Raw genomic sequence first — 13,250 nt, 5'->3', positions numbered from 1 at the left:
TACCCATATAGGTGATGTACAGTATGTACAGGCGCGACTAAACTATAAATAGATAAAATACAGAGGCAGTTAAATGTCTGATGAAATTGCCATCGCAAAAGAACTCTACAAAAAGTTCGGCCTGAAAAAGGCGAGCTTCATTGCGTTCGACAATATGCAAAAGGCAACAGGTGAAGAAGAAACAGAATATTGGTTACGCGTCATCAATCGGATTGCCTTATTGGATATTGCCGGTGATGATTTTTTTGAAACCAAAAGTCAAACAAGCTAATCCCCCATTAAAAAGCGCCGTTCCAGGCAAGTTGAAACGGCGCTTTCAATTGTTTTTATATGGGCTTAACAGCCTTTCCATTTCGGCATGGGTTGCTTGGCAATAAAGGCATCAATCCCGGCTTGGGCATCTTCTGTCAGAATATTGCATGTCATTGTCTCTGCAGCCATATCATAAGCCACGGCTTTGGCGGCTTCCAGTTGCTTGTAGAACAACTGCTTTCCAAGGGCGATAGAAACCGCTGGTTTAGAGGCAATTTTAGTTGCCATTTCCATAACCGCCTCATCCAGTTGGTCTGCGGGCACAACCTTATTGATCAAGCCATATTGTAACGCTGTCGCGGCATCAATAAAATCACCGGTTACCAACATTTCAAAAGCTTGTTTCGTTGGCATATTTCGTGTCACAGCGACCATCGGTGTGGAACAAAACAGACCGACATTGATCCCGGATGTCGCAAAGCGGGCTTCTTCAACCGCAACGGCCAAATCGCATGTCGCAACAAGTTGACATCCGGCTGCCGTCGCAATCCCATGAATACGTGCGATCACGGGCTGAGGGATGGATGTAATTTTCAACATCACTTCCGAACATTTTGCAAAGAGCGCCTGCATCGCCTCGCGCGTTGTATCTTCGCGCATTTCTTTCAGATCATGGCCTGCACAAAAAGCCTTGCCGTCACCTGCCAAAACCACACAACGTACAGAACTGTCCTTGCCAATTTGATCAAAGGTTTCAAGCAAAGCTTCCAAAACAGCAACAGATAACGCATTAAATTTTTTGGGACGGTTCAAGGTGACAATAGCAACCCCGTCCTCATCACGGCGTGTGACCAATTCTTCATTTATCGTTTCGGCTTGCGCACTCATTTTTCAATGTCTCCCATGTCTTAAATCTAATATTCGAAATCAAGATATCGCAAATTGACGTTTACGTAAACGTAATATAACATCTTTTCTAAACTATAACATAACGGGAGGCCACAACATGGCAAAAATCAGCGTCGAAGATTTCGACCATATCATCGAAACAGAACTTCCCTGGGCACAGGAAATCGGCATGAAAACGGACCAGATTGGTAATGGTGACGCCGTTCTGAGGTTGCCGTTCAACGCCTCGATGTTGCGCCCCGGTGGCACCGTATCGGGTCCGACCATGATGGCTTTGGCAGATGCCTGCATGTACGCGGTTATTCTGTCTGCAATCGGCAAGGTAAAGCTGGCAGTCACCACCAATTTCAATATCAATTTTATGCACCGTCCCGCCCCGGGTGATTTGATGGCGGAAGGACGTATTCTCAAACTGGGCAAGCGCCTTGCCGTTATGGAAGTTACCTTGCATTCCGATGGGCACGACGAACCCGTTGCCCATGCCACGGGCACCTATTCTATCCCGCCGAACAGAGAATAAGCGTAAAAAGACGCGAAAAGCTTGCTCAATTCAGATTCTTTATTTACATCCGCACATGATAAATTTAACCTTTCGGTCAATTTATTCACAGTCCGGACACTTAAATTATATATAGAGAGAGAAGATGAGCAACGATCATCATATTGTTCTGGATGTCCATGAGCGCCCGTCCCCCGGTTTATGGCTTATCCTGAGTACCCAACATCTGTTTGCCATGTTTGGCGCAACCATCCTTGTTCCCTACCTGACGGGGTTAAACCCGTCAGTCGCCTTAATCAGCAGCGGATTGGGCACTTTGCTCTATATCGTTTGTACCCGTGGCAAAATCCCGGCCTATCTGGGATCCAGCTTTGCCTTTATCGGCCCGATTATCGCGGCCTCCCAAATTGAAGGGATCGGTGCCGCCGGTGCCTTGGTCGGCTGTATTTCTGCCGGGTTGGTCTATGTCGTTGTTGCGATTATGATCCATTTCTTCGGTGTGCGTTGGCTAATGCGCCTGTTGCCACCGGTCGTGGTTGGGCCTGTTATTATGGTCATCGGTCTGGGGCTGGCCTCTGTTGCTATCAATATGGCGATGAACGACCCGGCAACCGGACAATACAGCACCCTGCATTTTGGTGTCGCCCTTACCAGCTTGCTCATTACAATTGTCTGTTCGGTCTTTATGCGTGGTGTTTTCGCACTCATCCCGATCCTGTTTGGCGTGGTCGGCGGTTATGTGATCAGCTTATCCCTCGGCTTAATTGATTTTTCCAAAGTTGCTGAAGCCCCCGTTTTTGCAATACCCGACTTTACCTTTGCCTTTATTTCCGAAGGGTCTGTCCTGACATTGACCGCTGTTGCCCTGATTGCACCTGTGGCTTTTGTCACCATCGCCGAACATATCGGCGACCAAATGGTCCTGTCCAAAGTCACGGGGCGTAACTTCCTGGAAGAACCGGGCCTGCATCGCTCCCTTCTCGGCGATGGTCTTGCCACCGCCCTTGCTGCCTTCATCGGTGGCCCGCCCAACACCACCTACGGGGAAAACATCGGCGTTATTGCCATTACCCGTGTTATGAGTGTTTTTGTGGTCGGTGGTGCGGCTTGTATCGCAATTTTGTTTGGTTTTATGGGGACCGTCAGTGCGTTAATTCAAACAATTCCCGTTCCGGTGATGGGCGGTGTTGCCATTTTGCTGTTTGGTATTATCGCCTCTTCCGGTATGCGCATGATGATTGATCGTCGTGTTGATTTTGGTATGAAACGCAACCTGATTATTGCGTCCGTTATTCTGGTGATCGGTATCGGCGGTGCCTTTATCCAGTTCTCCGGCGACTTCAAGATTGCAGGTATGGCCTTGGCAACATTGGTCGGCTTGATCCTGAACGCCATTCTGCCCGGTCGCGAAAAAGCCGAAGCTGGCGGTTCGATTTTCAGTCAACCTGACGACATCGAAACTGAAGCAGCAGAATAAAGCCAATTCACAACGGCAGCGGTGTAATTCACACACACCGCTGCGGGGATTGACTAAAAACAACATTACGAAAAGTCAAAATACCTACTGTGACAAGAAAATAAGTCCAAACGCCCGTGAGAGATTGGTTATAAGTGGTATTACCACACAGGCAAATACCATAACCAATTCCTCAGGAGACAATGATGAACAAGCCAATGGCTTATAGTGGTGAAACGCAAACAAAACCGGTTGGACCTCAAGAATTTGTCCTACGCTTGCTCAACACATTAGGCCCGGACGAAGCCAAACAATTCTGTCGGGAAAACCATTGGCTCGGCATCCTCAATAAGATTTCCTAAAAAAGATAATCACTTCAATTGCAAAAAGAGCTGCCCGGTCAAACGGCAGCTCAGATTATTGACAAAGCCCCTAACTGTCATCCCCGACCCTGATCGGGGATCCATCTTTGCCCAATGAGTAACATCTAATCCATTAATTTTAAATGGATCCCGCATCAAGCGCGGGATGACGGCTTTGGGTTAATTATTTACTGAAAACACTTTGTCAGCAGTCTGATCTGCCCGGTAACGGCAGCTCTTTTTTTATCTCATTCCTGCTATTTGCTCCAGCGCGCAATATTTTCATCCAGCAATCGATCGATATCCCCAGCGGCCATCATTTTTGACAGTTCCTCATTTATCCTGGACAGATATTTCTTACACGGAGATATTTTGGAAAAGGCCATATACATATCTTCTGCCACAAGCGCATTCTCAACAATAACGACTTCATCATGATAGGCATTACGCCTGATATGGCCTTTGATCGTCCAGAGCGGGGCAATGCCATAATTTACCCGATCACTGGCAATGAGCTTCAATAAAATGGCATAATTGCGCACCCGTTGAACGTCCAGCTTTGTGTCAATCAAGTTGTCGATATCATTACCGAAACTGTCCCCCATCGTCGCAGCCCCCTTAAAGTAAGGTAAGTCCTTGCGTGATTTTATCCGGGATTGATATTGCGGGTTACGGACGATCACAACCGGGTCGGTAAAATAAGGGATGGTAAAATCATAAATCTCGCGCCGTTGTTCTGTTTTATACAGCGCATATATCAGGTCGATTTCCCCGATTTCCAACGCACGCAACGTCCGCTTCCACGGGCCTTCGTACGATAAAACAATCGGAACGCCGATCCGTTTACCAATTTCGACAATGGCATCAGCCCCCACCCCTGCCATTGTTTTCCCGTCATACCACATTGCCGGTGGGGCCTCGGGATGTGCAGATGCCTTAATAGATGCGCAGACATCTTCTTCTGCCTTGCCTTCGCTCACAAACGAAGAAATCAAGCAGATCAAGCACCCGAACATGTACAAAGATCGTCTGATTATCATAGGTAAAGGATACGCCTTTTCAGAAAAAAGGGCACCTCTTTATTGAAAAGAGGCCCCCTTAAACATCAACTCCCAAACGTTTTGCGCATATAGGCAACCGCCGCGTTAATATCGCCATCGCTTAGTTCATCATCGCCGGCACGCGGGGGCATTGTGACTTCCGCGCCCGGTTTTTCAATCCCGTTGATGACCGACTGTGCAAGCTCTGCATCGCTTTTGGACCAAACGGCCGGGGCATTGGTAAAGTCTGGAACACCTTCCATTCCCTCTGCCCCTTTGCCATCTTCGCCATGACAGGCGACACAGACATTGTCGAACGTCTCCTGCCCACTGGCAAATGCCGGCATATTCAAGATCAAGCCGCCAAGTAGCACAAAGGCGGTAACCCCCATTTTTTTCATTTTTTCTTCCCCTCTAAAATCGGAAATAATATCCATTTCAGAATAAAACGAATTTGGAAAAATGAATATCTAATAATAAAGGGGCGGGATCAAAAAAAGATCCCCTAAAACGTGCCGAACAAACGATCCCCGGCATCGCCAAGGCCCGGAATAATATAAGCTTTCTCGTTCAAATGAGAATCCAACGAAGCCGTATAAACCTTGATATCAGGATGTTGTTCTTCAAACACTTTCATCCCTTCGGGGGCCGCAACCAGAACCAACAGACGGATATCTTCATCCTTAATACCTGCCCGGTTCAAAACGTCTGCCGCATAGGCCGCAGAATGCCCCGTTGCCAACATGGGATCGCACATAATAAAGGTACGACCCTCCACCTGTGGCAATTTCACCAGATATTCCACTGGCAACTTGGTTTCCGGGTCGCGGTATAGGCCAACATGACCAACGCGTGCTGACGGCATCAATTCCAACAAACCGTCACTCATGCCCTGCCCGGCACGCAAAATCGGCACCACGGCAATTTTACGCCCTTCCAAAATCGGTGCATCATCCATCGTGACCATAGGGGTGTCGATAACTTCCGTTGTCAACGGCAGGTCTTGTGTGATTTCATACCCCATCAGCAAAGAAATCTCTTTCAACAAAGCACGAAACGTTTTCGTGGATGTTTTCTTGTTGCGCATATGGGTGAGTTTGTGTTGGATCAACGGGTGATCGACAACATGAAGATTTTTAAAATCCGGATGCTTGAACATGGCGAAACCTGTCTATATGGTCAAATCTGATACGGGCGGACTCATAACACCCCCGCAACGCCATTGCAAACGCTGATCCCCCTTGCTTCCTTCGCTTTTGAAAGTACGCGCCCCAAATGACCCAAGTCCTGACAACCGTCATCCCTGTTTTTGCCATTATCGGATTAGGATACCTGCTGGCAAAACGGGGGCTTTTCAGCCAAGCCGGCGTTGATGATCTTACTCGTTTCATCTTTTACCTTGCTGTCCCGGCCCTGTTGTTTCGCACCTCTGCCAGCGGTGTGATGGAACGTGATCTCGAACTTTCCGTCCTGCTTGGCTATTACGGTGTAGGAATCGTCATTTTGCTCGCGGTTACCTTCTTCTTAAAACGTATCGGATATGAGCGCGCTGTGGTAACGGCAATTTCCGCCTCTTTTTCAAATCTCGCGCTCACCGGTTTGCCCATCGTCCAAACGGCTTATGGAAACGAGGCCCTCGTTCCGTTGATGACGATCATCACCTTCAACGCAATGATCCTGTTTACCTTATCCTGTGTTTTGATTGAAACCGCACGCAACCCGAACGCCAATATTATCGGTATTCTTCTGGGTGCGATTAAAAGCGTCATCACCAACCCGTTGGTCATCGGACTGGTCAGCGGTTGGGCCTTTGCCCATTCCGGTTTCGACATGCCCATTATCATTGATCGCACCACCGATATGCTGGGTAAGGCCGCCGCCCCTTGTGCCTTATTTGCTGTGGGTGGCGGTATGGCGCGTTATTCCCTGCGATTGGAAGAAACCACCCTGCCCGTCCTTGTGGCTGCCTTTGCCAAACTCATCCTCATGCCCTTGGCCGTGTGGCTCGTCACCAAATATGTGATCGAAGCTTCCCCGTTATGGGTGATGATTGCAACATTGGCTGCAGCCATGCCGACAGGGGCCAACCCCTTTGTCTTTGCCACCCGATACGGGGTTGGCGACAGAATCGCCGGGAATACGATTCTCTTAACCACGGCGCTTGCCCTTATCACCATCAGTGCGTTTATCGTCTTCTTCCCCCATCCATAGAAGGCAGAACATGCGGTATAAATATCGCCTAACTCGTTGTTTACAAAGGATACATGAAGCCTTTCTCTATCCTCCATTTTCTGCGGCATACAGAAACGGTATTATAATACCGCGTTTTTAATGTGCTGTTTTTAAACGTTTTTTTCCTGTTGACTTCTGTTCAAAATTAAACATAATGCGCGCTCCTTTTCCGGCGCGGCATTTTGCCATGCTGGCGAAGACCAGTTTTAATCCGTATGCAAGTGGACTGACATGAAAACTTACACTGCAAAGCCGAGCGAAATTGAACGCAAATGGTTCATGATCGACGCTGAAGACGTCGTTCTGGGTCGTTTGGCGGCAATCGTCTCGCAATACCTGCGCGGCAAACACAAGCCGACTTATACACCGAACATCGACACCGGTGACAACATCATCATCATCAATGCTGATAAAGTAAAACTGACAGGCAAAAAACGCTCTGACAAGATTTACTACTGGCACACCGGTCACCCGGGCGGTATCAAGCAGCGTACAGCAGAACAAATTTTGGGTGGCGATCACCCGGAACGCGTTATCGAAAAAGCTGTTCAGCGCATGATCACACGCAGCCCGCTGGGTCGTCAGCAAATGAAAAAGCTGCACATCTATGCTGGTGCTGCTCACCCGCATGAAGCACAACAGCCGGAAGTACTCGACGTTGCTTCCATGAACGACAAAAACAAACGGAGCGCATAATCATGGCTGAAGAAAAAAAGACTTTGGAAGACCTTGCCAGCGTTGCAACAACTTCTGAAGCTCCGGCTGCTGAAGCCGCTGCTCCGGCTGAACCGAAAATCGACGCACAAGGTCGTTCTTACGGTACAGGTCGTCGTAAAAACGCCATCGCACGTGTTTGGGTGAAACCGGGTTCCGGTAAAGTCACCATCAACGGTCGCGATATTGAACAATACTTCGCCCGCCCGGTTCTGCGCATGATCCTGAACCAGGTTTTCGAAGTAACCGAACGCGAAGGTCAATTCGACGTAATCGCAACTGTAACTGGTGGTGGTCTGTCTGGCCAAGCCGGTGCGGTTCGTCACGGTCTTTCCCGTGCCCTGCAAAACTTCGAACCGGCCCTGCGCCCGGCTCTGAAGAAAGCAGGCTTCCTTACTCGTGACTCTCGCGTTGTTGAACGTAAGAAATACGGTAAGGCAAAAGCCCGTCGTTCCTTCCAGTTCTCCAAGCGTTAATCACTTACGCCTCCGAGACATACGGATACAAATCACCCTCAAAGCCTTGCATACTGCGGCTTTGGGGGTTTTTTGCGTCTGGGTTTTGGACTGGCAATTACCACAGAACATTACCACACTTTTTTACCACAGCTAATTGAAGGTATTCTGCCACAGACATAGTCCGGCGTTAGAGGTTCATCCCAGTTGAAATTTCCAACTCAGCTTGAGCATTTTTTCATTTTGATTAGTCGCTTTAAATATGGCGGGTATTCATTCTGCCTTGGCATGATTGTCTCTCGTAAATGCCAGAATCTATCTTTAACCTCTTGCTCTTCATTCTTTATTTCTTTCAATAACTCAGTAAGACGACTATCCATCTTAGCAGCTTTCAAATGCACCTTCATTTGCGTTTGAATGCTCTCAATGGACATGTCCTTGTATCGATCAAGTTTATTCATGAAGATTGCCAATTCCCGACGGCTCCGTGTTCCATAATACTCGGCAACCCTGAAAAGGTCATGAACAAACTCTGCCGCTTCTATAGTTTGCACAGGCTTAGGAAAGACCTGAGCATGCACCTTCTTTAAATAGCTTTGGTAGATGCCTCTGGTATTTTCAATATTCTCAGTAATACGATCTGTTCTGAACAGACCTTCTTCTGTTTCTATTAATGGATCATCATTCATATTAGAGAGGATAATTACACCCGGCATTTCCTCCACAAAATATTCAGCTATTTCTTTATTAAAAATATCAGCATCCTCGTAAACTACGATGATGTCCGTCTTTTGCACATACTTTAGGGTTCTATTATCCGGGTCCATATCTGCAAATTCAAAACGTGGGAACGCTCTCATTTTTTCGAGAAACTCACGTATTTCTTTCTGTCGTTGAGGAATATTGGATTTTCGATTGTGCTTGCAAACGTAACTCGTAACTTCCCTCCAAATAATCTCCAACTGCTGTTCTTTTCGTATTTCATTTTCCAAACGGGAAATCTTTGATGAGACTATTTCATCAATGAGTTTTTCCAACTGTGCAACAGATGTCATCTTTGCTTGATCAAAATTCTGCATGAAATACAGCTTGTCCCCCATGTTCAAGCTGCTACAGATTTTCTCAAATTCGGTCCGGGCATATTCATCTAGTCCAGCAATCAATTCTACATTCTGCGGGTTTTTAAAATCGCCATATTGAAATTCTGTCAGAGGACATAGTTCTAAATGTCCATATTGGTATTTTCGATTGGGAGCGTCTTGTAACGTTTCCAACATTGTCTCAAACATCTGGATGATTTCAGCATCTTTTATCATTTAGCCCTCCAATTCCTGATTGAACAGTAGCGACTTTCAACCAAATGTCAAAAATCAAGATTCAACGCATACTTTCGGACGAAAACACTCGGCCAATCTTGATTCTGTCGCCTTTTCAATAAGTTACAAATTTGTAATACTCTAAACATCAGAAACGCACAGGGCGTTTCAAATATCAAAATCTTAATCCGCAAGGTCGCGGCCAACACAAGGAGTGATTCCTGTGAACGCTACCCCCTTGCCTACTTACAGGAGGCCATCATGGCTCGTAAAATTATCCCAGAACCCCGCGTTTCTTCTACCACTGCAACTTCCCAAAAAGCTCTGGATGCGAATTCCGAGGCCAATAAGAAACCAACCTTTGACCTCGAAAAAACCATCAAGAAATTGACGACCCAAGGTGCTGCAATTATGCAGGACTACCGGGGCGGCACCAAGAAACTCAAAAACTACCTTGCCGAAGTTGCTGTAATTTACCGCATTTTGCAGGGTGACCCGAAGGCACTGCTCGCTCTTAGCGAACTCTATCGCAAATACAGTATCTCCACCAACTCTGGCCCTTTCCAACCATTCACACGCTTGGTTTTGGGTCTGTATGGCGAAGCTACAGAAGCCTTCATTCTTGAGTTTTGTATTGATCAAGATGGTTTTGTCGATGAAATCGCGGCAGAAGAAGAACGTGCTTACCGTCAAGATCAGATTAAAGCATGTTCGCGTTGGTCAAAGGCTTGGGGTTTTGCCTACAAGTGCTGGATCAACGATGAAGTTGAACATCCGATTGACGTCTTTAATACATACGGCGGTGTCCACGGCTGTATTGCAGAAAGTAAACGTCGTGAACTTGCCGAACTTGGAGAGGGAGAAGAAGAGGACGTCTCACCTGATAGTGACAACGACCCTGACACTCAACCGCAACCGGAAAACACACCGACCGGTGCTTTGATCACCCTTGAGCCGGAGAAAGTTATCGATGACGGCACTGCTTTTGCTCAACGGTTCAAGCACTTGGTGGACAGTGCAGCTTCTCACCCCATCGCCAAGCCGTTCAAGCTGGCCCGCAGCATGGTTGTCGAGAAAGAGGAATACCACCTAGCTCTCGTCCGCATCGAAAAAGACGGTAAAACCGTCACGCCGCTTGAGTTAGTCGTAACTGACGAAATGGACTTCCAGTCCATCATGAATCACCATATGGAGGTGACTACTGAGGAAGAACAGCAAGCTGTATGACACATATTAAAATGCATACATTTAGAGAGGGTGCTAATATTTGTGCCCTCTCTTTGCTATTTGGATTGTATGAATTGATTAACAACTATAATTTGCGTATTATGCCGATTGGCAATCGAAAGAGATGTGTGAGAATAAGATGAAAGTTCCAGTGTTTTTAAGCTATCCCAAACCTCATCAAAAAGCACAGAACCAGTTCATTCAGAAGCTAAAGAAAAAACTAAAGAACTTGGGATTAGAACCCATGACTTTAGGTGATAGCGACTACGATATGGAAGCCCCTTTAGTTGGGATACGCCGTTTAATGAATCAATCCTGCGGCTTGATAAATGTGTCATTTAAAAGGTCAAAAATCCACTCAGGCACCTTCAAATGTGATGCTGACATCAACAATAATGATGCCCAGCCCATCAAAGACATATGGCTCTCAAGTCCCTATTCTCAAATTGAACCTGCCATGGCCTTTCAGCTTGGTCTTCCTGTTCTAATTATTCGTGAAAAAGACGTCTTGGCTGACGGCGTGCTAGAAAAAGGAGTTCTGGGTATTTACATGCCAGAAGTAGACCTGAGCAAAGATATGAAAGAGTATTTCAAATCGAAAGAATGGCAGCAGTTAATCAATCAATGGGCAGGAAAAGTTCGTCAAGTCTGGGAGACAAACGGCCACCCAGCTAAAAAATTTACGTAAAAATGACCACAACAAAGACTAATCTTGGTGACAAACGTTCCATCCAAATAACCCGTATCGCTAGTAGCTTGGTTGGTGCCATACCCTATGTTGGCCCTGTTGTCCAAGCTATCGTGGCTGAGTTAATCCCAAATACTCGCGTAGAACGGTTGGAAAAATTTGTCCTCGAATTACGTGATAGGTTGGATGATGAGCAGTTGAAACTTTCAACTGCTACTGAAGAAGGACTCGATACCTTCGAGGAGGGCATGTGGCAGGCTGCACGGGCCTTGTCGGACGATCGACGCAAAAAGATTGCCGCCCTTGTATCAACAGCCCTCACGGGCGAGGATTTGGCTAAACAACTGGCACGGCATTTTCTGCGTGTATTGAACCAGCTTGGTGATGCCGATATAGCGATCTTAATTGAATATGCAGAAGGCAAGAGGAGTATGCTCGGTAGCTTGGTGTATAATCCAATACTGGATGATGACGCTGAGCGTTCTAAGCAAATAACGATTTTGGAACGTTCACGATGCATGCTGCTGTCATCGTTTGGATTGCTGCAAGCCGTTGAAGAGGGGCTGGATAACCCAATGTTTGAAATAACCAGAACGGGTCGAGATTTCGTCGAGTTTCTAGATTTCGACAAAACCGAGGAGCAACCTGAATAAGTCAGGCAAAGGACGGAGGGCTAATTGATGGATACGACAGCAAAGGGAAACGCCCTCGAAAGATCATTTTATCAATACCTGCTTGATCAAAAAGGTAACGGCGACCTTGTATTCGGCCTATATCCGGCAGCATTATGTGAAATCCGCCATAAACCAAAGTATCCTAGCCGTGAAACGCCCCGCGATATTGAGTTCGATGTAGCTATTGAGTTCCGTCGTGATGGAGCAACTGAGCCGCATTTGATCATCATCTTCGAATGCAAAAATTACGCAGGAAATGTTCCAGAACCTGAAATTACAGATTTTTCAGACAAGCTTACCCGTATTGGAAGGCACAGAACAAAGGGTGTTGTAGTTCTAAGTTCCAAGCTGCAATCCGGTGCTCAAGACTTGGCAAGAAGCCGTGGGATGGGTATCGCAAAATTCAATGAAAATGGCCTCGAAATGATTGCTGAACGTCGTGGTGCCTTGATGAACGACAATCAATTTATCCGCAATTTGATCTTCCAAAATCACACACGAAGCAAGCCTCTCAAGTTTTCAGCCTTTTACGATGGCAGTTATTTTGACTCGCTACAAACCCTGCTGACAGCCCTGAATGGTGATGGCGTATCCCCTTTGAGCGATAGCAACGCCTCAATTCCATTTGTGAGCGATGAAATACTTGCACGCCAAGCTCACTCGCTACTTTCTGAAATCGATTACAAATCTGGCCCGGTCGATCTTGAAGCGATTTGTTCCGCCCTCTCTATCCACGTAGATTGGCGAGAAGAAGAATGCCAAGATGATGATGGTTATGAAATTCTTGGTAAGGCGGATTTTGGAAATAGAAAAATCCAGATTTATTCACACCAGAACCCACACCGTGAAAGGTTTACCCTTGCACACGAAATTGGACATTTCTATTTGAACCATGACAGTTTTCTTAGAAGTGAAGCAATTGTCGAAGCTGATCTATCGCTTGACGCTTCGGCATCAAATGGGCACATGCTTGGCAGATTGGAACTCCAAGCAAATATGTTTGCGTCTAACCTGCTACTGCCTTTAGGGCCATTTGTATCTACAATAGAACAATTAAGGGAACATTACGGCTACAGCACACAAAGGGGACATGGCTACATTTATGTCGATAACCAGCCCTGTAATAAGGGTGACTACGATAAACTTTTGAGCAGCACATCATCGGTCTTTGAAGTATCCAAGCAAGTTGTTCAGATCAAGCTAAAGAAACTTGGAATGTTGAATGATCATAGGACGTAACCCGTCCTCATTTTTTGAGCAACTCCAATCCATCCGATGACTTGTCAGAAATGACCCAAAGGGGTCGCCAGTCTGTTATCTGGCTGAAATCTTTTTGGCATTTCTTTTCCGGTGAAACGGCTTCGGGGCTACCAGCCGCAATGCCACACATGGCGTTTGTATCAATCCATGCCTAAAAGGATAAAAC

At 46.6% G+C, this 13,250-nt stretch carries 16 protein-coding genes; 11 read left to right on the top strand and 5 right to left on the bottom strand.

The window, feature by feature from the left end:
• Nucleotides 1-73 precede the first annotated feature (73 nt).
• Nucleotides 74-271, top strand: coding sequence for a hypothetical protein (locus tag IEW74_RS10870; protein ID WP_188664782.1), 198 nt, complete (start codon nucleotides 74-76; stop codon nucleotides 269-271).
• A 65-nt stretch (nucleotides 272-336) separates the two neighbouring features.
• Here the strand turns inward: IEW74_RS10870 and IEW74_RS10865 are convergent, their stop codons facing one another.
• Complete coding sequence (locus tag IEW74_RS10865) at nucleotides 337-1,140, bottom strand: enoyl-CoA hydratase (protein ID WP_188664780.1); 804 nt, start codon at nucleotides 1,138-1,140, stop codon at nucleotides 337-339.
• 118 nt (nucleotides 1,141-1,258) lie between these two features.
• Here IEW74_RS10865 and IEW74_RS10860 point away from each other — a divergent pair, with 118 nt between their 5' ends.
• The 3 genes from IEW74_RS10860 to IEW74_RS10850 all read left to right on the top strand — a co-directional run bounded on the left by IEW74_RS10860 (nucleotide 1,259) and on the right by IEW74_RS10850 (nucleotide 3,478).
• Nucleotides 1,259-1,681 (top strand): PaaI family thioesterase, encoded by a 423-nt coding sequence (locus tag IEW74_RS10860; protein ID WP_188664778.1) that lies wholly within the window; start codon nucleotides 1,259-1,261, stop codon nucleotides 1,679-1,681.
• A 124-nt stretch (nucleotides 1,682-1,805) separates the two neighbouring features.
• Nucleotides 1,806-3,137: a uracil-xanthine permease family protein gene (locus IEW74_RS10855; protein ID WP_188664775.1), complete on the top strand. Its 1,332-nt coding sequence runs from the start codon at nucleotides 1,806-1,808 to the stop codon at nucleotides 3,135-3,137.
• A 182-nt stretch (nucleotides 3,138-3,319) separates the two neighbouring features.
• The gene (locus IEW74_RS10850; protein WP_188664772.1) at nucleotides 3,320-3,478 is read left to right on the top strand and encodes a hypothetical protein; all 159 of its coding nucleotides are present in this window, start codon (nucleotides 3,320-3,322) and stop codon (nucleotides 3,476-3,478) included.
• A 257-nt stretch (nucleotides 3,479-3,735) separates the two neighbouring features.
• Here the strand turns inward: IEW74_RS10850 and IEW74_RS10845 are convergent, their stop codons facing one another.
• The 3 genes from IEW74_RS10845 to upp all read right to left on the bottom strand — a co-directional run bounded on the left by IEW74_RS10845 (nucleotide 3,736) and on the right by upp (nucleotide 5,677).
• A complete protein-coding gene (locus IEW74_RS10845) occupies nucleotides 3,736-4,473 on the bottom strand; it encodes a substrate-binding periplasmic protein (protein WP_188664769.1) in 738 nt (245 codons plus the stop codon).
• A gap of 110 nt (nucleotides 4,474-4,583) precedes the next feature.
• A complete protein-coding gene (locus IEW74_RS10840) occupies nucleotides 4,584-4,919 on the bottom strand; it encodes a c-type cytochrome (RefSeq protein ID WP_188664767.1) in 336 nt (111 codons plus the stop codon).
• A gap of 104 nt (nucleotides 4,920-5,023) precedes the next feature.
• Nucleotides 5,024-5,677, bottom strand: coding sequence for a uracil phosphoribosyltransferase (gene upp, locus IEW74_RS10835; RefSeq protein WP_188664764.1), 654 nt, complete (start codon nucleotides 5,675-5,677; stop codon nucleotides 5,024-5,026).
• A 116-nt stretch (nucleotides 5,678-5,793) separates the two neighbouring features.
• On the opposite strand from upp, the gene IEW74_RS10830 reads away from it, so the two are divergent.
• The 3 genes from IEW74_RS10830 to rpsI all read left to right on the top strand — a co-directional run bounded on the left by IEW74_RS10830 (nucleotide 5,794) and on the right by rpsI (nucleotide 7,940).
• Nucleotides 5,794-6,729 carry an AEC family transporter gene (locus IEW74_RS10830; protein WP_188664762.1) on the top strand — a complete coding sequence of 312 codons (936 nt, stop codon included), beginning with the start codon at nucleotides 5,794-5,796 and terminating at the stop codon, nucleotides 6,727-6,729.
• Nucleotides 6,730-6,981: 252 nt separating this feature from the next.
• Nucleotides 6,982-7,446 carry a 50S ribosomal protein L13 gene (gene rplM, locus IEW74_RS10825; RefSeq protein ID WP_188664760.1) on the top strand — a complete coding sequence of 155 codons (465 nt, stop codon included), beginning with the start codon at nucleotides 6,982-6,984 and terminating at the stop codon, nucleotides 7,444-7,446.
• Between the two features lie 2 nt (nucleotides 7,447-7,448).
• Nucleotides 7,449-7,940 (top strand): 30S ribosomal protein S9, encoded by a 492-nt coding sequence (gene rpsI, locus IEW74_RS10820; RefSeq protein WP_188664758.1) that lies wholly within the window; start codon nucleotides 7,449-7,451, stop codon nucleotides 7,938-7,940.
• 200 nt (nucleotides 7,941-8,140) lie between these two features.
• Here the strand turns inward: rpsI and IEW74_RS10815 are convergent, their stop codons facing one another.
• Nucleotides 8,141-9,235: a hypothetical protein gene (locus IEW74_RS10815; RefSeq protein WP_188664755.1), complete on the bottom strand. Its 1,095-nt coding sequence runs from the start codon at nucleotides 9,233-9,235 to the stop codon at nucleotides 8,141-8,143.
• Between the two features lie 261 nt (nucleotides 9,236-9,496).
• Here IEW74_RS10815 and IEW74_RS10810 point away from each other — a divergent pair, with 261 nt between their 5' ends.
• The 4 genes from IEW74_RS10810 to IEW74_RS10795 all read left to right on the top strand — a co-directional run bounded on the left by IEW74_RS10810 (nucleotide 9,497) and on the right by IEW74_RS10795 (nucleotide 13,063).
• The gene (locus tag IEW74_RS10810; protein WP_188664752.1) at nucleotides 9,497-10,462 is read left to right on the top strand and encodes a hypothetical protein; all 966 of its coding nucleotides are present in this window, start codon (nucleotides 9,497-9,499) and stop codon (nucleotides 10,460-10,462) included.
• A 139-nt stretch (nucleotides 10,463-10,601) separates the two neighbouring features.
• Complete coding sequence (locus tag IEW74_RS10805; RefSeq protein WP_188664750.1) at nucleotides 10,602-11,150, top strand: hypothetical protein; 549 nt, start codon at nucleotides 10,602-10,604, stop codon at nucleotides 11,148-11,150.
• Between the two features lie 2 nt (nucleotides 11,151-11,152).
• Nucleotides 11,153-11,803: a hypothetical protein gene (locus IEW74_RS10800; protein ID WP_188664748.1), complete on the top strand. Its 651-nt coding sequence runs from the start codon at nucleotides 11,153-11,155 to the stop codon at nucleotides 11,801-11,803.
• 27 nt (nucleotides 11,804-11,830) lie between these two features.
• Nucleotides 11,831-13,063 carry an ImmA/IrrE family metallo-endopeptidase gene (locus IEW74_RS10795; RefSeq protein WP_188664746.1) on the top strand — a complete coding sequence of 411 codons (1,233 nt, stop codon included), beginning with the start codon at nucleotides 11,831-11,833 and terminating at the stop codon, nucleotides 13,061-13,063.
• Nucleotides 13,064-13,250 lie beyond the last annotated feature (187 nt).

The sequence above is a fragment of the Terasakiella brassicae genome (assembly GCF_014641495.1).
Taxonomy (GTDB): domain Bacteria; phylum Pseudomonadota; class Alphaproteobacteria; order Rhodospirillales; family Terasakiellaceae; genus Terasakiella; species Terasakiella brassicae.
Note: the sequence above shows the minus strand (reverse complement) of the source record. Positions and strands in the feature narration are given on the sequence as shown.